This window comes from [Mycobacterium] fortunisiensis (assembly GCF_019050325.1).
Taxonomy (GTDB): Bacteria; Actinomycetota; Actinomycetes; order Mycobacteriales; family Mycobacteriaceae; genus Mycobacterium; species Mycobacterium fortunisiensis.
On record NZ_VOMB01000027.1, the window covers coordinates 37,400 to 57,896 of the forward strand.

At 68.9% G+C, this 20,497-nt stretch carries 21 protein-coding genes, 1 tRNA gene and 1 pseudogene; 14 read left to right on the forward strand and 9 right to left on the reverse strand.

Annotation, left to right across the window (positions count from 1 at the left end):
* Positions 1 to 88 precede the first annotated feature (88 nt).
* A complete protein-coding gene (crp, locus tag FR943_RS24365) occupies positions 89 to 763 on the forward strand; it encodes a cAMP-activated global transcriptional regulator CRP (protein ID WP_003883807.1) in 675 nt (224 codons plus the stop codon).
* A gap of 99 nt (positions 764 to 862) precedes the next feature.
* On the opposite strand, the gene FR943_RS24370 is transcribed toward crp, so the two are convergent.
* The 3 genes from FR943_RS24370 to sp36 all read right to left on the reverse strand — a co-directional run bounded on the left by FR943_RS24370 (position 863) and on the right by sp36 (position 2,346).
* Positions 863 to 1,651 (reverse strand): MBL fold metallo-hydrolase, encoded by a 789-nt coding sequence (locus FR943_RS24370; protein WP_217160845.1) that lies wholly within the window; start codon positions 1,649 to 1,651, stop codon positions 863 to 865.
* 81 nt (positions 1,652 to 1,732) lie between these two features.
* The gene (locus tag FR943_RS24375) at positions 1,733 to 2,188 is read right to left on the reverse strand and encodes a RidA family protein (RefSeq protein WP_217160846.1); all 456 of its coding nucleotides are present in this window, start codon (positions 2,186 to 2,188) and stop codon (positions 1,733 to 1,735) included.
* On the reverse strand, positions 2,185 to 2,346 hold the full coding sequence (gene sp36, locus FR943_RS24380) for a Sp36 family protein (RefSeq protein ID WP_075908995.1): 162 nt from the start codon (positions 2,344 to 2,346) through the stop codon (positions 2,185 to 2,187). Before sp36 ends, FR943_RS24375 begins: the two co-directional genes overlap by 4 nt.
* A gap of 44 nt (positions 2,347 to 2,390) precedes the next feature.
* Between sp36 and bagA the strand changes: the two genes are divergently transcribed.
* Both bagA and bagB read left to right on the forward strand, forming a co-directional pair.
* Entirely contained in the window at positions 2,391 to 3,422 is a 1,032-nt protein-coding gene (gene bagA, locus FR943_RS24385) for an ATPase BagA (protein WP_217161210.1), read from the forward strand.
* A complete protein-coding gene (gene bagB / locus FR943_RS24390) occupies positions 3,422 to 4,555 on the forward strand; it encodes an ATPase BagB (RefSeq protein WP_217160847.1) in 1,134 nt (377 codons plus the stop codon). Before bagA ends, bagB begins: the two co-directional genes overlap by 1 nt.
* On the opposite strand, the gene FR943_RS24395 is transcribed toward bagB, so the two are convergent.
* Positions 4,556 to 4,882 carry a WhiB family transcriptional regulator gene (locus tag FR943_RS24395; protein ID WP_067769721.1) on the reverse strand — a complete coding sequence of 109 codons (327 nt, stop codon included), beginning with the start codon at positions 4,880 to 4,882 and terminating at the stop codon, positions 4,556 to 4,558.
* Positions 4,883 to 5,208: 326 nt separating this feature from the next.
* On the opposite strand from FR943_RS24395, the gene ponA2 reads away from it, so the two are divergent.
* From ponA2 to FR943_RS24415, 4 genes and pseudogenes are all read left to right on the forward strand, one after another.
* Positions 5,209 to 7,659 carry a penicillin-binding protein gene (gene ponA2, locus FR943_RS24400; RefSeq protein ID WP_217160848.1) on the forward strand — a complete coding sequence of 817 codons (2,451 nt, stop codon included), beginning with the start codon at positions 5,209 to 5,211 and terminating at the stop codon, positions 7,657 to 7,659.
* A 27-nt stretch (positions 7,660 to 7,686) separates the two neighbouring features.
* Entirely contained in the window at positions 7,687 to 8,631 is a 945-nt protein-coding gene (locus tag FR943_RS24405; RefSeq protein ID WP_217160849.1) for a metallophosphoesterase, read from the forward strand.
* Positions 8,628 to 9,728 (forward strand): annotated as a pseudogene (cds1, locus tag FR943_RS24410) (L-cysteine desulfhydrase Cds1); the annotation flags it as partial. The gene FR943_RS24405 and the pseudogene cds1, both read left to right, overlap by 4 nt.
* Before the next feature lie 296 nt (positions 9,729 to 10,024).
* A tRNA-Pro gene (locus FR943_RS24415) sits at positions 10,025 to 10,098 on the forward strand.
* 121 nt (positions 10,099 to 10,219) lie between these two features.
* On the opposite strand, the gene FR943_RS24420 is transcribed toward FR943_RS24415, so the two are convergent.
* A complete protein-coding gene (locus tag FR943_RS24420; protein WP_217160850.1) occupies positions 10,220 to 11,353 on the reverse strand; it encodes a serine/threonine-protein kinase in 1,134 nt (377 codons plus the stop codon).
* Positions 11,354 to 11,432: 79 nt separating this feature from the next.
* Here FR943_RS24420 and FR943_RS24425 point away from each other — a divergent pair, with 79 nt between their 5' ends.
* Together FR943_RS24425 and FR943_RS24430 are read left to right on the forward strand one after the other, a co-directional pair.
* Positions 11,433 to 12,302 (forward strand): phosphatase PAP2 family protein, encoded by an 870-nt coding sequence (locus tag FR943_RS24425; protein ID WP_246585249.1) that lies wholly within the window; start codon positions 11,433 to 11,435, stop codon positions 12,300 to 12,302.
* A 36-nt stretch (positions 12,303 to 12,338) separates the two neighbouring features.
* Positions 12,339 to 13,142 (forward strand): acyl-CoA thioesterase, encoded by an 804-nt coding sequence (locus FR943_RS24430; RefSeq protein WP_217160852.1) that lies wholly within the window; start codon positions 12,339 to 12,341, stop codon positions 13,140 to 13,142.
* Positions 13,143 to 13,161: 19 nt separating this feature from the next.
* Here FR943_RS24430 and FR943_RS24435 read toward each other — a convergent pair whose 3' ends face one another.
* The 3 genes from FR943_RS24435 to FR943_RS24445 are packed head-to-tail and all read right to left on the reverse strand — an operon-like array spanning position 13,162 to position 14,566.
* Positions 13,162 to 13,314 (reverse strand): hypothetical protein, encoded by a 153-nt coding sequence (locus FR943_RS24435; protein WP_217160853.1) that lies wholly within the window; start codon positions 13,312 to 13,314, stop codon positions 13,162 to 13,164.
* Between the two features lie 40 nt (positions 13,315 to 13,354).
* Positions 13,355 to 13,819 (reverse strand): GatB/YqeY domain-containing protein, encoded by a 465-nt coding sequence (locus FR943_RS24440; RefSeq protein WP_217160854.1) that lies wholly within the window; start codon positions 13,817 to 13,819, stop codon positions 13,355 to 13,357.
* A gap of 21 nt (positions 13,820 to 13,840) precedes the next feature.
* The gene (locus tag FR943_RS24445) at positions 13,841 to 14,566 is read right to left on the reverse strand and encodes an SIMPL domain-containing protein (RefSeq protein WP_246585250.1); all 726 of its coding nucleotides are present in this window, start codon (positions 14,564 to 14,566) and stop codon (positions 13,841 to 13,843) included.
* On the opposite strand from FR943_RS24445, the gene FR943_RS24450 reads away from it, so the two are divergent.
* From FR943_RS24450 to FR943_RS24470, 5 genes are read left to right on the forward strand one after another with little or no spacing between them, the layout of a single operon-like run.
* Positions 14,565 to 15,521: a DUF7847 domain-containing protein gene (locus FR943_RS24450; protein ID WP_246585251.1), complete on the forward strand. Its 957-nt coding sequence runs from the start codon at positions 14,565 to 14,567 to the stop codon at positions 15,519 to 15,521. The two genes, FR943_RS24445 and FR943_RS24450, sit on opposite strands and share 2 nt — an antisense overlap.
* A gap of 1 nt (position 15,522) precedes the next feature.
* Complete coding sequence (locus FR943_RS24455) at positions 15,523 to 16,110, forward strand: DUF4129 domain-containing protein (protein ID WP_217160856.1); 588 nt, start codon at positions 15,523 to 15,525, stop codon at positions 16,108 to 16,110.
* The gene (locus FR943_RS24460) at positions 16,107 to 17,216 is read left to right on the forward strand and encodes a DUF4350 domain-containing protein (protein WP_217160857.1); all 1,110 of its coding nucleotides are present in this window, start codon (positions 16,107 to 16,109) and stop codon (positions 17,214 to 17,216) included. The genes FR943_RS24455 and FR943_RS24460 overlap by 4 nt, the downstream gene beginning before the upstream one ends.
* Entirely contained in the window at positions 17,213 to 18,172 is a 960-nt protein-coding gene (locus tag FR943_RS24465; protein WP_217160858.1) for an AAA family ATPase, read from the forward strand. Before FR943_RS24460 ends, FR943_RS24465 begins: the two co-directional genes overlap by 4 nt.
* Entirely contained in the window at positions 18,172 to 19,494 is a 1,323-nt protein-coding gene (locus FR943_RS24470; protein WP_217160859.1) for a DUF58 domain-containing protein, read from the forward strand. Before FR943_RS24465 ends, FR943_RS24470 begins: the two co-directional genes overlap by 1 nt.
* On the opposite strand, the gene FR943_RS24475 is transcribed toward FR943_RS24470, so the two are convergent.
* Positions 19,491 to 20,483, reverse strand: a complete 993-nt coding sequence (locus tag FR943_RS24475; RefSeq protein WP_217160860.1) for a stage II sporulation protein M — start codon at positions 20,481 to 20,483, stop codon at positions 19,491 to 19,493. The two genes, FR943_RS24470 and FR943_RS24475, sit on opposite strands and share 4 nt — an antisense overlap.
* Positions 20,484 to 20,497 lie beyond the last annotated feature (14 nt).

Consider the following 20,497-nt stretch of genomic DNA (forward strand, 5'->3'; position numbering starts at 1 on the left):
GTGGGCTAGTCGCGAAACCGCGTACCTCTAGACTGAGCAGGAAGTATCAGTAAGAGGACAACACACCCAATAGCTTAAGAGGGGCAACGTGGACGAGATCCTGGCCAGGGCCGGAATCTTCCAGGGAGTCGAACCGACCGCCGTTTCGGCGCTGACGAAGCAGTTGCAGCCCGTCGACTTCCCGCGCGGTCATACGGTATTCGCCGAGGGCGAGCCCGGCGATCGGCTGTACATCATCATTTCCGGCAAGGTGAAGATCGGCCGCCGTTCTCCGGACGGCCGCGAGAACCTGCTGACCATCATGGGGCCGTCGGACATGTTCGGCGAGCTGTCGATCTTCGACCCGGGGCCGCGGACCTCCAGCGCCACCACCATCACCGAGGTGCGCGCGGTGTCGATGGACCGCGACGCGCTGCGCGCCTGGATCGCCGACCGGCCTGAGATCGCCGAGCAGCTGCTGCGCGTGCTCGCCCGTCGTCTGCGTCGCACCAACAACAACCTGGCCGATCTGATCTTCACCGACGTTCCCGGCCGGGTGGCCAAGCAGTTGCTGCAGCTGGCCCAGCGGTTCGGGACCCAGGAGGGCGGGGCGCTGCGCGTCACGCACGACCTCACGCAGGAAGAGATCGCCCAGCTCGTCGGCGCGTCCCGCGAGACCGTGAACAAGGCCCTGGCCGATTTCGCCCATCGTGGCTGGATCCGGCTGGAGGGCAAGAGCGTGCTGATCAGCGACTCCGAACGGTTGGCTCGCCGAGCCCGCTAGTTTTCTGCTTTTCCGCTTTTCCGCCGAAACGGCATTCCGGCAGCGTTTGTGCGAGTAGCCAGCTGCTGGAATGCCGTTTCGGCGTTAAAGGAGTAGGAGTCAGGCGCGCAAGTAGTCCAGTTGGGCCTGCACGCTCTTCTCGGCGGCATCCCAGAGTTTCTGGTCGACGTCGGTGTACACATGCTCGACGACCTGGCGGACCGAGGCGTCCGCACCGAGTTCGGCCAGCGCCCCCCGGATCTGGTCCAGCCGCTCCTCGCGGTGGGCCAGGTACATCGCGGTGACGTCGCGCAGGTTCGGCAGATCGGGACCGTGCCCAGGCAGCACCGTCCGGGCACCCAGGCCCTGCAGCCGGTGCAGCGATTCCAGGTAGTCCCGCAGGCTGCCGTCCTCGGTGTCGATGACGGTCGTCCCACGGCCCAGCACGGTGTCGGCGGTCAGCACGGCGCCGGTGTCGTCGTCGATCACGAAGCTCAGTGAATCGACGGTGTGCCCCGGGGTGGCCAGCACCTTGATCCGCAGCCCGGCCGCGTCGATCACCTCGCCGTCGGTCAGCGGACCGCCCAGGCCCCGCAGGAAACCGCTGCCGACCGACCGCACCACAGCGCCGGTCAAATCCACCAGCTTGTCGATCCCGCCGGTGTGGTCCTCGTGCTTGTGGCTGATCAGCACCAGTGCGACGGCGCCGAGTTCGGCGATGCGCGCGATGTGCGCGTCATCGTCGGGGCCGGGGTCGACGACGACGATCTCGTCGCTGCCCTGGCCGCGCAGCACCCAGGTGTTGGTGCCCTCCAGCGTCATCAGGCCCGGGTTGTCGCACAGCAGCACCGAGGCCGATTCGGTGACCGGCCTCAGCAGCCCATAAGCCGGGTGCTGCGCTGTCGTCACGCGCTACCCGACCTCTGCCCGATCGTCGCTCACGCGACCTCCGCCCGATCGTCGCTCACGCGACCTCCGCCCGATCGTCGCTCACGCGACCTCGACAATGATCTCGACCTCCACCGGCGCATTACGCGGCAGCTCCGACACCCCGACAGCCGACCGCGCATGCGCGCCCGCTTCGCCGAAAATCTCACCGAAAAGCTCGGAGGCTCCGTTGATCACGCCGGGCTGCCCGCTGAAGCCGGGGGCAGAGGCGACGAACCCGACCACCTTGACGACCTTCACCACCGCGTCGATGCCCACCAGCGCGTGCACCGCGGCCAAGGCGTTGAGCCCGCAGACCCGGGCCAGCTCCCTGCCCTGCTCCGGGCTGATCTCGTCGCCGACCTTGCCGGTCGCCAACAGTTCACCGGCCTGGATCGGCAGCTGCCCGGCGGTGTAGACCAGGTTTCCGGTCCGCACCGCGGGGACATAGGCGGCCAGCGGCGCGACGACATCGGGCAGGGCGATGCCGAGTTCACCGAGCCGCTGCGAGTTGGTCACTTCGGGCGCTTGAGGTATGCGACGTGCTGTTCGCCGGTCGGGCCGGGCAGCACCGAGACGAGCTCCCAGCCGTCCTGTCCCCACTGGTCGAGAATCTGTTTGGTGGCATGGGTCAACAACGGCACCGTGGCGTATTCCCACCGGGTTGGTTCGCTCATGGGCTGAGCTTATCGGTCGGGCACACAGGCTTGGTTAGCATGCACTGGTGGCAACCACTGAGAGCGGCGCCAAACATGTCGGCTGGCCGTCGCGGCTGACCAAAGCCCGACTGCACTTCGTTTCCGGCAAGGGCGGTACCGGCAAGTCCACCGTCGCCGCGGCGCTGGCCCTGGCGCTGGCCGCCGGCGGCCGCAAGGTGCTGCTGGTCGAGGTGGAGGAGCGCCAGGGCATCGCGCAGCTGTTCGACGTGCCGCCGCTGCCGTACGAGGAAGTCAAGGTCGCCACCGCCGAGGGCGGCGGTCAGGTCAACGCGCTCGCGATCGACATCGAGGCCGCCTTCCTGGAATACCTCGACATGTTCTACAACCTGGGCCTGGCCGGTCGGGCCATGCGCCGCATCGGGGCCATCGAATTCGCCACCACGATCGCGCCGGGCCTGCGTGACGTGTTGCTCACCGGCAAGATCAAGGAGATCGTGACGCGTACCTCCAAGGATGCCAAGGGAAAACGCGGTGTCTACGACGCCGTCGTGGTGGATTCCCCTCCCACCGGCCGCATTTCGCGCTTCCTGGACGTCACCAAGGCAGTGTCGGATCTGGCCAAGGGCGGTCCGGTGCATTCCCAGGCGGACGGTGTGGTCAAGCTGCTGCACTCCGAGCAGACCGCCATTCACCTGGTGACGCTGCTGGAGGCGTTGCCGATCCAGGAGACCCTGGAGGCGATCGACGAACTCACCGAGATGGGCCTGCCGATCGGCAGCGTCATCGTCAACCGCAACATCCCGGCCTATCTGCCCACCGAAGCCCTGGCCAAGGCCGCCGAGGGTGACATCGACGCCGACGCGATCCGCGCCGATCTGACCAAGGCGGGAATCACGTTGTCGGACAATGATTTTGCCGGGCTTCTCACGGAATCGATCCAGCATGCCACCCGGATCGCGGCCCGGGCCGAGAGCGCCGAACTGCTCGACGCCATCGACATCCCGCGCCTGGAACTGCCCGCGCTGACCGACGGAGTCGACCTGGGCAGCCTGTACGAACTCGCCGAAGCACTCGAACAGCAGGGGGTCAGATAGTGAGCACCACACCGCCCACCCTGGACATGCACTCAATCCTGTCCGACACCGCCAACCGCGTCGTAGTCTGTTGCGGCGCAGGCGGAGTCGGGAAGACCACCACCGCGGCGGCGATGGCCCTGCGGGCCGCCGAGTACGGCCGCACGGTCGTGGTGCTGACGATCGACCCGGCCCGCCGGCTGGCCCAGGCGCTGGGCATCAAGGACCTGGGCAACACTCCGCAGCGGGTTCCGCTGGCCCCCGAGGTGACCGGTGAGCTGCACGCGATGATGCTGGACATGCGCCGCACCTTCGACGAGATGGTGGTTCAGTACTCCGGGGAAGACCGGGCCGACGCCATCCTGGAGAACCAGTTCTACCAAACCGTGGCGACCTCGCTGGCCGGCACGCAGGAGTACATGGCGATGGAGAAACTCGGTCAGTTGCTGGCCGAGGACAAGTGGGACCTGGTGGTGGTGGACACCCCGCCGTCACGCAATGCGCTGGACTTCCTCGACGCCCCCAAGCGGCTGGGCAGCTTCATGGACAGCCGGCTGTGGCGGATGCTGCTGGCCCCGGGGCGGGGCATCGGACGGTTGGTCACCGGCGCGGTGGGCCTGGCGATGAAGGCCCTGTCCACCGTATTGGGATCGCAGATGCTTTCTGACGCAGCGGGTTTCGTGCAATCCCTGGATGCCACGTTCGGCGGCTTCCGGGAAAAGGCCGATCGCACCTACGAATTGCTCAAGCGTCACGGCACCCAGTTCGTGGTGGTGTCGGCGGCCGAACCCGATGCGCTGCGGGAGGCCTCGTTCTTCGTCGACCGCCTCTCGACCGAACACATGCCGCTGGCCGGGTTGATCCTCAACCGGACTCACCCGACGCTGTGTGATCTGCATGGCGACAAGGCCGAAGAGGCCGCCGATGAGTTGGCCGCCGAAGATCCGGAATCGTTGGCCGCCGCAGTTCTGCGCATCCATGCCGACCGGGCGCAGACGGCCAAGCGGGAGATCCGGCTGCTGTCGCGGTTCACCGGCGCCAATCCGCACGTGGCGATCGTCGGGGTGCCGTCGCTGCCGTTCGATGTGTCCGATCTCGACGCGCTGCGCGCGATCGCCGATCAGATCACGGGAGAAGCTGCCGGCGCCGCCTGATCAGACGGCGCTGCGGTGTTTGCGCTGTGCGGCAAAGAATTCGGCCCAGGAGTTGACTTCGGGGTGCTGCTTGAGCAGGGCGCGACGCTGACGTTCGGTCATGCCACCCCACACGCCGAACTCGACCCGGTTGTCCAGAGCGTCGGCTCCGCATTCCAGGATCACCGGGCAGTGCCTGCAGATCACCGCGGCCTTGCGTTGGGCAGCGCCGCGGACGAACAGCTCGTCCGGATCAGCCTGACGGCACCGGGCCTGGGAAACCCACGCGATCCGGGCTTCGCCCTCGCCGCGATGGACCAGGTTGGCGGCTGGAGCGGAAGCGTTCATCTTGTCTGCGACAGTTCGTGTACCTGACACCAGCGATCCCTTCGTATCCAGCCATCTCCCCAGATGGCGGGCGTTGAACCTTCCGGTGTAGAACGCCGTTGCGATCTACGCCACATTGCGCCAGCGGGTGTTACCTGGATCGCACTGTGTGTCCAAGCTAGGTGGTCAGCGGGTGTTTATGCAACAGTTTGCAGCCCACTTTTTTGGGACGCCCGTGCCGTCTGATCCGTCTCCTGGCGCACTGCTGTGTTTCCGCTGGCAAGGGCGATGGGCCGGCAGGCCCGCTCGTCGGCAGGGGCCGTCAGCAAGCTCGTTACTCTGTACCCATGCCGGAGCCGCCGACACGACCGCCCGCGCAGCCACCCCAAGCGGTCACCATCATCAAGCTCGCCTGGTGCTGTCTGCTTGCCAGCGTGCTGGCGGCCGCCCTGATGTTCCCCGTCGTGGGCGGGTTCGGCCTGATGTCCAACCGTGCTTCCGACGTGGTGGCCAACGGCTCGGCCGCGCTGGTCGAGGGTGAGGTTCCGCAGGTGTCGACGATGGTCGACGCCAAGGGCAACACCATCGCCTGGCTGTATTCCCAGCGCCGCTTCGAGGTGCCCAGCGACCAGATCGCCAACACCATGAAGTTGGCCCTCGTCTCCATCGAGGACAAGCGGTTCGCCGAACACAACGGCGTGGACTGGCAGGGCACGCTCACCGGCCTGACCGGATACATGCGCGGTGACATGGACACCCGCGGCGGCTCGACGATCGAACAGCAGTATGTGAAGAACTACCAACTGCTGGTGATCGCCCAGACCGATGCCGAGCGGCGGGCCGCGATCGAGACCACCCCGGCGCGCAAGCTGCGCGAGATCAGGATGGCGCTCACGCTGGACAAGACGTTCACCAAGCCCGAGATCCTGACCCGCTACCTCAACCTGGTCTCGTTCGGCAACGGCGCGTTCGGGGTCCAGGACGCCGCACAGACCTATTTCGGCATCAACGCCTCGGAGTTGAACTGGCAGCAGGCCGCCCTGCTGGCCGGCATGGTGCAGTCCACCAGCGCGCTGAACCCGTACACCAATCCCGACGGCGCGCTGGCCCGGCGCAACCTGGTGCTGGACACCATGATCGACAACATCCCGGCCGAGGCCGATGCGCTGCGGGCCGCCAAGCAGCAGCCGCTGGGTGTGCTGCCGCAGCCCAACGAGCTGCCGCGAGGCTGCATCGCCGCCGGTGACCGTGCCTTCTTCTGCGACTACGCCCTGGAGTACCTGGCCCGCGCCGGATTGTCCAAGGACCAGGTGGCCAAGGGCGGCTACTTGATCAAGACGACGCTGGATCCCGACGTGCAGTCCACGGTGAAGTCCTCGATCGACAGCATCGCCCGCCCGGACACCCCCGGGATCGCCAGCGTGATGAGCGTGATCAGGCCCGGTAAGGAGTCGCATCCGATCCTGGCGATGGCCAGTAACCGCACCTACGGCCTGAACACCGATGCCGGCGAGACCATGCAGCCCCAGCCGTTCTCGCTCGTCGGCGACGGCGCCGGCTCGATCTTCAAGCTGTTCACCACGGCCGCGGCCATGGACATGGGGATGGGCATCAACACCCAGCTGCCGGTGCCGAGCTTCTTCCAGGCCAAGGGCCTGGGCAGCAGCGACACCCCGGGATGCCCGAAGGAAACCTGGTGTGTGAAGAACGCCGGCGGGTACCGCGGCTCGATGAGCGTCACCGATGCCCTGGCCACCTCGCCGAACACCGCGTTCGCCAAGTTGATCTCGCAGATCGGGGTGCAACGCACCGTCGACATGGCGGTCAAGCTGGGGCTGCGGTCCTATGCGCTGCCCGGCACCGCGCGCGACTACGACCCGGACAGCAACGAGAGCCTGGCCGATTTCGTCAAGCGCCAGAACATCGGCTCGTTCACCCTGGGGCCCATCGAGGTCAACGCCCTCGAGCTGTCGAACGTGGCGGCCACCCTGGGCTCCTCCGGCACCTGGTGCCCACCGAACCCGATCGACAAAGTGCTCGACCGCCGCGGCAACGAGGTGTCGGTGACCACCGAGACCTGCGAGCAGGCGGTGCCCGAGGGCCTGGCCAACACCCTGGCCAACGCGATGAGCAAGGACTCCCAGGGCGGCGGTACCGCCTCGGGTGCGGCCGGCTCGGTGGGCTGGGATCTGCCGATGTCGGGCAAGACCGGCACCACCGAGGCGCACCGCTCGTCGGCGTTCCTGGGGTTCACCAATCAGTTCGCGGCGGCCAACTACATCTACGACGATTCGACCAGCCCCGGTGAGCTGTGCTCGTTCCCGCTGCGCAAGTGCGGCGACGGTGACCTGTTCGGCGGTAACGAGCCGGCCCGCACCTGGTTCACCGCGATGAAGCCGATCGCCAACGGCTTCGGACCGGTGGCGCTGCCGCCGACCGATCCGCGCTACGTCGACGGCGGTCCCGGATCGGTGGTGCCGACGGTGAACGGGCTGGACGAGACCGCGGCCCGGCAGCGGCTGCGCGACGCCGGATTCCAGGTGGCCGACGGGGCCGCTTCGGTCAACAGCAGCTCGCGCTACGGCACCGTGGTCGGCACCGCGCCCAGCGGGCAGACGATCCCGGGCTCGATCATCACGATCCAGATCAGCAACGGCATCCCGCCGGCGCCGCCGCCTCCGCCGATCGGTTTCCCGATACCCGGGGGCCCGCCGCCCGAGATCGGCCAGACGGTCGTCGAGATTCCGGGGTTGCCGCCGATCACCGTTCCGGTGCTGGGACCGCCACCGCCCCCGTGACCGGTGGTTCGCAGTAGGCTTGCGGTCATGTCAGTAAAGAAGGCAGCTGCCGTCGCCGCCGGTTCCCTGGTCGCCGGGATCGGCTATGCGTCCCTGATCGAGCGCAACGCGTTCGTGCTGCGGGAAGCCACCATGCCGGTACTGGCCCCGGGCTCGTCGCCGCTGCGCGTGCTGCATCTGTCCGATCTGCACATGCGCCCCAACCAGCGCCGCAAGCAGGCCTGGCTGCGGGATCTGGCCCGCCTCGAGCCCGATCTGGTGGTCAACACCGGCGACAATCTGGCCCACCCGAAGGCCGTGCCTGCGGTGGTGCAGTCGCTGAGCGAGCTGCTCTCGGCGCCGGGACTGTTCGTGTTCGGCAGCAACGACTACTTCGCCCCGCGGCTGAAGAACCCGCTGAACTACCTGACCAATCCGCAGCACCGCACGCACGGGGAACCGTTGCCCTGGCAGGATCTGCGGGCGGCGTTCACCGAGCGCGGCTGGCTGGACATGACCCACATCCGCCGTGATGTCGAGGTGGCCGGCCTGCACCTGTCGGTGGCCGGGGTCGACGATCCCCACCTCAAGCGCGACCGTTACGACACCATCGCCGGCAAGGCCAACAACGCGGCCAACCTGACGCTCGGGCTCACCCACTCCCCCGAGCCCCGGGTGCTCGACCGCTTCGCCGAGGACGGCTACCAGCTGGTGCTGGCCGGCCACACTCACGGCGGCCAGCTGTGCCTGCCGTTCTACGGCGCCATCGTGACCAATTGCGAGCTGGACCGCTCGCGGGCCAAGGGCGCCTCCAAGTGGGGGTCGCACATGCAGCTGCACGTGTCGGCGGGCATCGGTACGTCGCCGTTCGCGCCGGTGCGGTTCTGCTGCCGTCCCGAGGCCACGCTGCTGACGCTCGTCGCGGCACCGACCGGCGGTGGACATGCCGGGATCCGGGCCGGGCAGTCCAGCCCGGCCGTTTCGGCCCGGTGAGCCGACCGGCCGACATCGCCTCGCGCCCGCGGCCCCGCCGCTGGGTCGACAATGCGGTGCGGCTGATCGAGGCCGACGCCAAACGCAGCGCCGACACCCATCTGTTGCGCTATCCGCTGCCGAGCGCCTGGGCTGCCGATGTGGATGTAGCGCTGTACCTCAAGGACGAGTCCACCCACATCACCGGCAGCCTCAAACACCGATTGGCCCGGTCGCTGTTCCTGTACGGACTGTGCAACGGCTGGATCGGTGAGGGCACCACGATCATCGAGGCGTCGTCCGGGTCGACGGCGGTGTCGGAGGCGTATTTCGCCGCGCTGCTGGGGCTGCCGTTCATCGCGGTGGTGCCGGCCTCGACCAGTGGCTCCAAGATCGCGTTGATCGAAGCCCAAGGTGGCCGTTGCCATTTCGTCGCGGAATCGTCGCAGGTGTATGCCGAGGCGCAGCGGCTGGCCGAGGAGACCGGCGGCCATTATCTGGACCAGTTCACCAACGCCGAGCGGGCCACGGACTGGCGGGGCAACAACAACATCGCCGAGTCGATTTACGAGCAGATGCGCCTGGAACCGCATCCGGTCCCGGAGTGGATCGTGGTGGGCGCGGGCACCGGGGGTACGAGCGCGACGATCGGCCGCTACATCCAATACCGCCGCCATGCCACGCAGCTGTGTGTGGTGGACCCGGAGAACTCGGCATTCTTCCCCGGCTACGCCCAGGGCCGCGACGACGTCGTCACCGCAGCGTCGTCCCGGATCGAGGGCATCGGCCGGCCGCGGGTGGAGCCGTCATTTCTGCCCGGGGTGGTCGATCGGATGGTCGCCGTCCCCGACAGCGGCTCGGTGGCCGCCGCGCATCACGCGAGCCGGGTGCTGGGACGACGGGTCGGCCCGTCGACGGGTACCAATCTGTGGGGGGCGTTCGGGCTGCTGGCCGAGATGATCACGAACGGCCGCACCGGGTCGGTGGTGACGCTGCTGGCCGACAGCGGCGACCGCTACGCCGACACCTACTTCGACCCGGACTGGCTCAAGGCCCAGGGGCTGGAGCTGTCGGAGTCCGCGGCAGTGCTCTCGGAGTTCGAGCGGTCGGGTGTCTGGTCGGCAGGTTCGGCCTCGGCCGTGTCGGCCGTCACGAATAGCCACAACGCCGCCAGGGCGAAGAAGCCCAGGTAAATCGCAGCGCCCAAGATGGTCATGCGTCGTATAACGTCGCCGACGCACGAGTTGCTTCCCGCTGCGGGTGGATTGCTCGCCGATTTCTCCCCCAGGGTCGCGATTCGCGCCGCGCCACAGCCCAGACGTAGAAGGTGGCGCACACCTGAGTGCGAATTCGGTGCAGAGGTGGCCGTTTGGCTTTCGAGGCACCCGGTGCGATACGCTGTCGAGGCTTCACGCGGGGTGTGGCGCAGCTTGGTAGCGCGCTTCGTTCGGGACGAAGAGGTCGTGGGTTCGAATCCCGCCACCCCGACAGTGCAAGCAAGGCCCAGACCAGAGAAATCCGGTCTGGGCCTTGTTCATCTGGGCGTTCGTCTGGGCGTTCGTCTGGGTGCGTTCGTCCGGGTGCTCAGTGCCGGTGCGCCGCCTCGACATCACTCATGTGGATGCTTCTTCTTGCCATTCCCATGTCCGTGCCCCTTGCCGTTCCCATTGCCATTCCCATTGCCTTTGCCGTGCCCGGCCCCCAACTCCCCGTCATCCTCGGTCGGCGGCACGGTGGGCTCGCTCGTCGCGGCGGGAACAGTGGGCGCGGGTTCAGTCACCACGGGGGCGATGGGTGCGCGTTGCGGCGGAGGGTCGGCGATCAGCAGGATGCCCCCGAGGATCGCGGCGGCCGCGACGGCGACGGCCGCGATCACTGTTCGCCGGCGTGGACGCCGCGGCGGCAACGGCGTCGGCAGCAGCAGGGTCGCCGGACGCGCCGGTACCGGCGCGTGCAGTGCGGCCCGCATCGCGGCGGCGTCGGGAAAGCGGTGCGCCGGATCGCGCGCCATCGCCCGCTCCAACACGTAGACCAGTGCCGGGTCGACGTCCGGACGCAGCATGCCGATCGGCAGCAACGGCTCTTCGAGCACCGCGTGCAGGGTCGCGATCGGATTGTCGCGATCGAACGGTAGCTGCCCGGTGAGGGCTTCGTAGCCGAGGACGCCGAGGGCGTAGAGGTCGTCGGTGACCGACGCCGGTTGGCCGGTAATCCGTTGCGGGCTCAGGTAATTCGCGGTGCCGAACACGGTGCGGGCGTTGGTGTGGCCGCTCCCGCCGGTCTTGGCGATCCCGAAGTCGGCGAGCTTGGCGGCACCTGACGAAGCGATCAGCACATTGCCCGGCTTGATGTCGCGGTGCAGGATGCCGGCAGCGTGCGCGGCGCCGAGCGCGCCCAGCAGGTCGGTGAGCACCCAACGCATCCGGTCGGCGGTCAGCGGTCCGGCGGCGATCTCGTCGACCAGGGTCGGGCCGGGTAGCCGTTCCATCACGATGAAGGGCGTGCCGTGGTCGTCGCCGCTGTCGTGCACCGCGACGATGTTGGGGTGGTTGAGCGCGGCGGCAGCGCGCGCTTCGTTCTCGAATCGCCCCCGCGTCACCTCGTCGGCGGCCAGCGCCGGGTGGAGCAGTTTGATCGCGACGGGGCGCGACAGCCGGGTGTCCCAGCCCTCGCGCACCTCGGCCATGCCGCCGCGACCGAGTACACCTCGCAATTCGTAGCGGCCGCCGAGCGCAGCCGTCATCAGAATCTCCCCTCCGGTTTGCACTTGCTCCGAGTATCCCGGAATGCCGTTGCGGCATGCTGGCACCATGCCGCCGACGATGACGATTTCCGCCGCGCGCCATCGATGGACAGGGGTCCTGATCGCCGCGGCACTGTTCGGCGTCGCGGTGTACTGGTTCGCGGTCCAGACCGTGACCGGGCAGACGATCGAGAACGCCGCGCTGCGTGGCGCCGACCAGGTGAGCCCAGACGACGCGCTGGCCGCCACCACGGCGCTGGACACCATCACGGTGTATTCACTGGCGGTGGCCACGCTGGTGGTGGGGGTGATCGCGCTGCTGCGGCGTCAACCGGCCCTCGCGGTGGCCGGCATGTCGATCGTCGTGCTGGGCCAGGTGATCACCCAGGCACTCAAGCGCTTCGTCCTGCCCCGCCCTGAGTTGGTCGAGGTGACCGGCAACTACGCCCACAACAGCCTGCCCAGCGGGCACACCACGATCGCGATGACGATTCTGTTCGCCCTGCTGGTGGTGAGCCCCTACCGGATTCGCGGCATCGTCATGTTCGTCGCGCTGGCCTGGGCGGTGAGCATCGGCGCCTACACGGTGACGGCAAAGTGGCATCGCGCCTCGGACACCCTGGCGGCGGTGGCGGTCTCGCTCGTGGTGGCTTGTGCCGCTTCACATTTCCTGGCCCGCACCGGAAGGGTGCGAGCCGTGGACGACGGCCGGCCTCGGGTGCTGCGCACGGTGTTCGTCATCCTCATCACGCTCGCCGGTGGCGTGGTGTTGGCCATGGGGACGTTGCTGACCGTGGCGGCCTGGCAGCACCGGCCGATCGACGACGTGATCGAGTGGGACCTCTATCTGGGCGCGCAGTCGCTGGCGTCGGCGGGATCCATCCTTGGCGCGGTGGTGTTCTGGTGGACATGGCGCCGGCTGGAGACGGTACGGGCGCAGCAGGTGTGACCGGGGTCCCAACCAAGCAGTTGATAGCGTCGGCCGATGGCCACGCTGAGCTGGATAGCCCGCCTGCTGCAGTTCGACCGCAGCGGCGACGACTTCTGCATTCGTGAACCCCGCGAGGGCGCCGTGCAGCGTCTGTTCGGTGGGCTGATCGCGGCGCAGTCGCTGGCCGCGGCCGGGGCCACCGTCGACGACGGCAAGCTGCCGCAGTCCGTGCATGCCTACTTCGTCCGGGGTGGCCGCTACGACGCCGAGGTCGAGTTCCACGTCGACCGCATCCGCGACGGACGCGCATTCGCCACCCGCCACGTCACCGCCACCCAGGACGGCGCGGTGATCCTGGAGATGATCGCATCGTTCCACCAGCCCGAGCCCGGGCTGGACTGGTTTCCCCAGGCCGCGCCGAAGCTCGAGTTGGACGCCGCCGTCCCCAAGAGTGACGTGCTGGATTTCGGTGACAAGTTCGACCTGCGCACCATGCCCACCGATCACTCGGAGTTCGCGATCTCGCCGTTCTGGATCCGCACACAGCACGAGATCGAGGACGATCCACTGATCCGGGCCTGCACCCTGGCCTACATGTCCGACCTGGGGCCGGTGCCCTCGGCGCTGCCGCCGGCCGTCCCGCTGCGGTCGGATCTCGGTTTCGCCGCCAGCTTGGACCACTCGATCTGGTTCCATCGCCCCTTCCAGCCCCGCGACTGGCATCGCTACGAGATCGAGGCGGTCAACCACAACGATTCGCGCGGGCTGGCCCGCGGCTCGCTCTACGACACCGCCGGCCGACTGGTGGCCAGCGTCAGCCAGGAAGCGCTCTGGCGGATCCAACCGGAAAACCTGTAGGGCCGCGCCGGCTCAGCACTCAGTCTGGCGGCTCATGGCTGGTGGCCTCGGTGGTGTCCACGTCCGGCGTGTCCTCGGGAACCTTCTTGGCCCGGCCGCTCTTGGCGGCGGCGTCGCCGTCGTCACCGTCATCTCGGTGCTGTTCGTCGTAGATCCCCGTCCCTTTCGGCATGTGCCTGAGATACCCAGCACGAGGATTCTTTACGCCGCTCCTACAGCCGGGCCTTGACCGCGGACGACAGCCGCGCGCCGTCGGCCTTGCCTGCGGCGATGGCCGTGGCGGCCTTCATCACCTGGCCCATCTGCCGCATGCCGGGACGCTCCCCGAGCTGCTCGGCCACCTGGGCGATCGCGGTGTCGGCGACGTCGGCCAGCTCGGCGTCGGTCAACGGGGTCGGCAGATATTCGTCGATGACCCGGGCCTCGGCGTGTTCGTTGGCCGCCAGCTCGCCCCGGCCGTTCTGGGTGTAGATCTCGGCGGCCTCGCCGCGCTTCTTCGATTCCCGGGCCAGCACCGCGATCACCTCGGAATCCGACAGTTCGCGAGCCTGCTTGCCGGAAACCTCTTCGCTCTGGATCGCGGCCAGCACCATCCGCAGCGTGGCAGTGCGCAGCTTGTCCTGCGATTTCATCGCGCCGGTGAGATCCGCGCGCAGTTTGTCCTTGAGCTCGGCCATGGCCGTAAACCTACGCCGCGATCAATCCTGGCCCGCATGGAATTTCGCATCGACCGCCACCGAGACCTCGATATCGGCCGGGGTGAAGTCCAGTTCGCGCGCGCCCGGCGCCCCTCGGGTTGCCATGGCGCGCATCAACCGCGGCGACGACGGCTCCTCGGGCGGCCGGGTCAGCATGCCGGCGTCCCCGATCGCGACCGGCCGGACCGGGCCTAGGTCGAGCGCATCGGCATAGCGTTGGGCTTTGGTCACGGCGTCGCCCACCGCCCGGGCCTGCACCTCGGCGACCAGCTCGTCACGGTGCGCGACGGTCAACGCCCAGGCGATGCGGGACAGCGTGAACCCGCCGGTCTCGATGATGTGGCCACCTACCCAGCGCGACAGCGCGGCGAAATCGCGGAACTCGACCTCGATGTCGGCGCTGGCGTGGTGCACCGGTGGCAGCTGCTTGCCCTCGTTGTTCCAGGGCCGGCCGGCCCAGGTGCGGACCTGGCCGGTGGACCATCGGGTGACCGGGCCGGCCTCCGGCTCGTGCAGCGGTGCGATCGAGGTCTTCACGGCGTCCACCGCACGGACCACCCGCTCGTACACCGGCTCGATCGTCGGCCCTTCGTCAGCCACGGTGGCGTACACCGTGGCGCGTTCAGGCGCCCGGAAAGCGGAGTACGACCCTCGCACGATGATCTCGGTGGGCATGCCCCCACCGTAGTTGCTGACCGACACCCCGCAGGTCAGGATGGAACGCATGGTCATCCCGCTGCGCCCGTTGAGCTTGACCGACATCTTCAACGGTGCAGTTGCCTACATCCGGGCGAACCCCAAAGCCACCCTGGGGCTGGCCGCCGTGGTGGTGATCGCCGCGCAGGTCGTCGAGCTGGCACTGCGCATCGGCCCGCTGTCCGCGCTCGGCGAGTTCAACACCACGGTGCAGGGTGAAACCCCGTCGGTGGGGTCGGTGGTGGTGTTCGCCGGTGGTGCTCTCACCGGCATCGTCGTCACCACCCTGTCCTCGCTTCTGCTCAGCGGAATGCTCACGGTGGTGATCGGCCGGTCGGTGTTCGGCGGGACCGTCACGATCGGTGCGGCCTGGCAGCGGCTGCGGGGCCGGTTGCCGGCGCTGATCGGGCTGACCGCGCTGGAGGCGCTGGCGCTGGTCCTGGTCGTGGTGGGGTTGACGCTGCCCCTGGTGGCCGTGGCGGCCGTCGGCGGCGCCGTGATCGCCACCGTGCTGGGGATCCCGCTGCTGTTGCTGACTCTGGCGGGCGTGCTCTACGCGTCGACGGTGCTGCTGTTCGCGCCCGCGGTGATCGTGCTGGAGCAGCGTGGCATCGTGGCCGCGATCCGGCGGTCATTCACGTTGGTGAGCAAGGACTTCTGGCGTGTGTTCGGCATCTGGATACTGTCGGCTATCGTGGCCGCGGTGATCGCCTGGGGTGTCGGTGCGCCGTTCAACATCGCCGGCCAGATCATGTCGCTTTCCGGACCCGGCCTTGAGGCGGGCCCGACGGTGCCGGCACTGGTGCTCAGCGCGATCGGCGCGGCCATCGGGCAAATCGTCACCGCCCCGTTCAGCGCCGGCGTGGTGGTGCTGCTGTACACCGATCGCCGGTTCCGGTCCGAGGCGTTCGATCTGCTGTTGCAGACCGGCGGGGTGGGTCCCGTCGAGACCACCGACCAACTCTGGCTCCCCCGGTACGCCTGAGGTGACGGGCATCGACATCGACCGCGACGCCGCGCACGACGCTGCGCAACACGAGCTTGCCAAACCGATCTACCCGAGGTCCACACCGAGCCAGCAGATCGCCGACTGGCTCAACGACCTGCTCTACCGGCTCACCTCGGCCGGTGCCGAGATTCCCGGCGGCTGGTTCACCATCTCGGTGCTGCTGATCCTGGTGGTGGTCGCCATCGTGGTGGCGGTACGGATCGCGCGGCGGACCATGCGCACCGACCGCGGCGGCGGCCCAGCCCTGTTCGGCAGCCAGGAGCTCACCGCGGCCCAACACCGGGCGCTCGCCGAAACCTGTGCCGCACAGGGCGATTGGTCGGCAGCGATCCGGCACCGACTGCGCGCCCTGGCCCGCAGCCTGGAAGAAGCCGGCGCCTTGGACGCCGTTCCCGGCCGCACCGCCACCGAGCTGGCCCGCGACGCCGCAGCCCTGTTTCCGGGCAGATCAGCCGAACTGTCCAGTGCAGCAACCACGTTCAACGACGTCACCTACGGTGAGCGCCCCGGCACCGAAGCGCAGTACCGGGCGATCGCCGCCCTCGACGAGGTCGGCGTGCGATGAGGGGACGGCTGCGCACGACCCGCTGGGTGCTGCTGGCGTTCGTCGTCATCGTCGCGGTGGCCGTCGCGACGGTCTATCTGACCGCGCCGCGTCCGGGCGGCCGACTGGATCCCGCCTCGACGTCACCGGCGGGTACGCATGCGTTGATCAGCCTGTTGCGCGACCACGGCGTCGAGGTCGTCACCGCGGCCGACGCCGACGAGGTGGCCCGCGCGGCCCGGCCCGACACGCTGCTGGTGATCGCACAGACGATGTATCTGACGAGCGGAAAAACCGTGGACCGGTTGGCCGGCCTGCCCGGGGACCTGTTGTTGGTCGAGCCCGCGGGGTTGGCCCGGGAGAAACTCGCCCCGCAGCTGACGCTGGGCAAGCCCACGGAATTCGGTGGTGGCGAGCCGAATTGCGAACTGCCCGCGGCGATCCGGGCCGGTGTGACGCAACTGGGTCCGGTCAACACCTACACCGCTGACGACGTGGCACTCACGTCCTGCTACGACGGCGCGCTGGTCCGGTACCACGACGGGAACCGCACCGTGACGGTGGTCGGCGCCGGAGATTTCCTGACGAACTCGCACCTGCTCAAGGAGGGCAACGCGGCGCTGGCGATGAATCTGGCCGGTGCCGCACCGCGGGTGATCTGGTATGCGCCACAGTATTTCGAGACCAGCTCGACGGGGGACCGCAAGCTTGCCGACCTGTTGCCGCGGCAGGTCCACTGGATCGTGCTGCAGCTGTGCCTGGTGGTGGCGCTGCTGGCGCTGGCCCAGGGCCGACGTCTCGGCCCGTTGGTCGCCGAGTCCCTGCCGGTGGTGGTGCGCGCGTCGGAAACCGTGGAGGGTCGCGGCCGCCTGTACCGATCCCGCCGGGCGCGCGACCGGGCCGCCGATGCCCTGCGCAGCGCCGCGCTGGGTCGGCTTGCGCCGCGGTTGGGCTTGACCGCCGGGGCCGCCCCGCAGGCCGTTGCGGCCGCCGTCGCCGCGCGCTGCGGTGTCACTGCCAACACGGCCGGCCACGTGTTGTTCGGCCCACCTCCGGCCTCTGACACCGAACTCGTCCACCTCGCCCACCAACTCGACGACATGGAAAGGCAGGTCGCGCAGTCGTGACACAGCCCAGCTCCGAGAATGCCCGGGAAGCCTTGCAGGCCTTGCGAACTGAGATCGCCAAGGTGGTGGTGGGGCAGGATGCCGTGGTGAGCGGACTGGTGGTGGCGCTGTTGTGCCGCGGACACGTCCTGCTCGAGGGGGTGCCCGGGGTGGCCAAGACCCTGCTGGTGCGCACCCTGGCGGCGGCGCTGCAACTGGACTTCAAGCGGGTGCAGTTCACCCCGGACCTGATGCCCGGCGATGTCACCGGGTCCCTGGTGTACGACGCGCGCACCGCCGAGTTCGAGTTCCGCGCCGGTCCGGTGTTCACCAACCTGCTGCTGGCCGACGAGATCAACCGGACCCCGCCGAAAACCCAGGCCGCGCTTCTGGAGGCGATGGAAGAGCGGCAGGTCAGCGTGGATGGTGAGCCCCGGCCACTGCCCGATCCGTTCATCGTGGCCGCCACGCAGAATCCGATCGAGTACGAGGGCACGTATCAGCTGCCCGAGGCCCAGCTGGATCGCTTCCTGCTCAAGCTGACGGTGCCGCTGCCGCCGCGGGATCAGGAGATCGCGATCCTGGCCCGGCATGCGCATGGTTTCGATCCCCGGGATCTGTCGGCGGTACAGCCGGTGGCCGGCACCGCAGAGCTCGGCGCCGGCCGCGAGGCGGTGCGTCAGGTGCTGACGGGTGACGAGGTGCTGGGCTACATCGTCGACATCGTCGGGGCCACCCGGCATTCGCCGTCCCTGCAGCTCGGGGTGTCCCCGCGCGGCGCGACCGCCCTGCTGGCCACGTCGCGCTCCTGGGCCTGGCTGTCCGGCCGCAATTACGTGACGCCCGACGACGTCAAGGCGATGGCGCGGTCCACGCTGCGGCACCGGGTGGCGTTGCGTCCGGAGGCCGAGTTGGAGGGCGCCACCGCCGACGGTGTGCTGGACGGGATCCTGGCCTCCGTTCCGGTGCCGCGCTGATGGTTCTCACCGGCCGCGCGGGTCTGGTGGCACTGCTGTGTGTGCTGCCGATCGCGATGGCCCCATGGCCGGCAACGGCTTTCGTGGTGCTGGCAGCGCTACTGGCGGTGGCCGTGGCCGCAGATGTCGCGCTGGCCGGAGGTATCGGCGGCCTGCAGGTGTCCCGCAGCGGTGACGCCACGGTTCGGCTGGGCCAGAGCGTCGACGCCGTGCTCACCGTGCACAACACCGGGCGGCGCCGGGTGCGCGGGGCGATCCGCGACGCCTGGCCGCCCAGCGCCTCGGCTCAGCCGCGCGCCCATCAGGTGAACATCGCTGCGGGGCAGCAGATTTCCCTCACCACCCGACTCGATCCGGTGCGCCGCGGCGATCAGCGCTGCGAACTGGTCACGGTGCGCTCGATCGGCCCGCTGGGGCTGGCCGGGCGGCAACGCTCGCTGGGGTTGCCCGGGCAGGTGCGGGTGCTGCCGCCGTTCCTGTCGCGCAAACACCTGCCGTCGCGGCTGGCCCGGCTGCGACAGCTCGACGGTGCGGTCCCGGTGCTGATCCGCGGTCAGGGCACCGAATTCGACTCGCTGCGTGAATATGTGGTGGGTGACGACGTCCGCTCGATCGACTGGCGGGCCACCGCTCGGCGCGCCGATGTGGTGGTGCGGACCTGGCGTCCGGAGCGCGACCGGCGGGTGGTGATCGTGCTGGACACCGGGCGCACCTCGGCCGGCCGGGTCGGGGTGGATCCGACGGCGCGGGATCCGGGCGGCTGGCCGCGGCTGGACTGGTCGATGGATGCCGCGCTGCTGCTGGCGGCGCTGGCCGCCCGCGCCGGCGATCACGTCGACTTTCTGGCGATCGACCGGCTCACCCGGGCGGGGGTTTGGGGCGCCTCGCGCACCGAACTGTTGGCCGCGCTGGTCGCCGCGATGGCACCGTTACAGCCGGCGCTGGTGGAATCCGATGCCACCGCGATGGTTTCGGCGATCTCGCGGCGGGTGCGGGGCCGCGCCCTGGTGGTGCTGCTGACCGATCTGAATGCCTCGGCGCTGGATGAGGGGTTGATGACGGTGCTGCCGCTGTTGTCGGCCCGGCATCAGGTGCTGCTGGCGGCGGTGGCCGATCCGCGGGTGGATCAGTTGGCGGCCGGCCGGGCCGATGCCGCGCAGGTGTACGACGCGGCCGCGGCCGAGCGGGCCCGCAACGACCGGCGGGCCATCGCATCGCGCTTGCGTGGTCACGGTGTCGATGTGGTCGACGCGCTGCCGCAGGATCTGGCCCCGGCGCTGGCCGACCACTACCTGGCGATGAAGGCCGCCGGCAAGCTCTAACCAGTGGGCACCAAATCTGGGGCGTCCTCGAGGTCGCCGCTCTCGCCCGCCCGCACGGCTTTGCGGCCGAAGTGGATGACGTAGCCCAGGAAGGCCGCTTCGGCGGCGACGCCGATGGCGATGCGCAGCCAGGTGGGCAGGGGTGACGGCGTCACCAGCGCTTCGACCAGACCCGACACCAGCAGCACGACGGCCAGCCCGATCGCCGCCGCCACCACGGCCCGGCCCTGTTCGGCCAGCACCTGGGCACGGGGCCGGTTGCCGGGGGCGATCACCGTCCAGCCCAACCGCATCCCCACCGCGGCAGCCAGAAATACCGCGGTCAGTTCCAGCAGGCCGTGCGGGATGATCAGGCCGAGAAAGAGGTCGCCCTTGCCCGCGCTGAACATCAGGCCGGCGTTCACCCCGAGGTTGGCCGCGTTCTGAAACAGCACGTACGGGATGGGCAGCCCGAGCAGGATCGCAAAGCCGATGCATTGGGCGGCCACCCAGGAGTTGTTGATCCAGACCTGCAGGGCAAACGAGCCGGCCGGGTGTTCGCTGTAGTAGGACTCGAAGTCGTGGTTGACCAATTCGTCGATCTCGCTGGGGGTTCCGATGGCCGCGTGCACGTCGGGATTGCCCGAAATCCACAGTGCCATGGCCACGGCGACGATGAAGAAGGCCACCGCCGATCCCAGCCACCAACGCCAGGATCGGTAGGCCACCACCGGAAAGGACACGGTCCAGAACCGGACGAACTCCCGCCACAGCGGGGCATGCGCACCGGTCACCGCGGCCCGTGCCCGCGCCACCAGTCCCGACAGTCGCCCGACGAGCACCGAATCCTGCGAGGCGGAGCGCACCATCGACAGGTGTGTCGACACCCGCTGGTAGAGGTCCACCAGTTCGTCGGCCTCGGCGCCGGTGAGGTGCCGTCGTCGTCTGACCAACTGCTCCAACCGGTCCCAGGTGGGGCGATGGGCCACGACGAACGCATCGACATCCACCCGGCAAAGCGTAG

Coding starts and splice junctions, on each gene's coding strand:
- sp36 (WP_075908995.1), bottom strand. CDS start 2,346: ATGAGCGAACCAACCCGGTGGGAATACGCCACGGTGCCGTTGTTGACC.
- FR943_RS24395 (WP_067769721.1), bottom strand. CDS start 4,882: ATGAACGCTTCCGCTCCAGCCGCCAACCTGGTCCATCGCGGCGAGGGC.
- ponA2 (WP_217160848.1), top strand. CDS start 5,209: ATGCCGGAGCCGCCGACACGACCGCCCGCGCAGCCACCCCAAGCGGTC.
- FR943_RS24405 (WP_217160849.1), top strand. CDS start 7,687: ATGTCAGTAAAGAAGGCAGCTGCCGTCGCCGCCGGTTCCCTGGTCGCC.
- FR943_RS24420 (WP_217160850.1), bottom strand. CDS start 11,353: ATGACGGCTGCGCTCGGCGGCCGCTACGAATTGCGAGGTGTACTCGGT.
- FR943_RS24425 (WP_246585249.1), top strand. CDS start 11,433: ATGACGATTTCCGCCGCGCGCCATCGATGGACAGGGGTCCTGATCGCC.
- FR943_RS24430 (WP_217160852.1), top strand. CDS start 12,339: ATGGCCACGCTGAGCTGGATAGCCCGCCTGCTGCAGTTCGACCGCAGC.
- FR943_RS24435 (WP_217160853.1), bottom strand. CDS start 13,314: ATGCCGAAAGGGACGGGGATCTACGACGAACAGCACCGAGATGACGGT.
- FR943_RS24440 (WP_217160854.1), bottom strand. CDS start 13,819: ATGGCCGAGCTCAAGGACAAACTGCGCGCGGATCTCACCGGCGCGATG.
- FR943_RS24450 (WP_246585251.1), top strand. CDS start 14,565: ATGGTCATCCCGCTGCGCCCGTTGAGCTTGACCGACATCTTCAACGGT.
- FR943_RS24445 (WP_246585250.1), bottom strand. CDS start 14,566: ATGCGTTCCATCCTGACCTGCGGGGTGTCGGTCAGCAACTACGGTGGG.
- FR943_RS24460 (WP_217160857.1), top strand. CDS start 16,107: ATGAGGGGACGGCTGCGCACGACCCGCTGGGTGCTGCTGGCGTTCGTC.
- FR943_RS24470 (WP_217160859.1), top strand. CDS start 18,172: ATGGTTCTCACCGGCCGCGCGGGTCTGGTGGCACTGCTGTGTGTGCTG.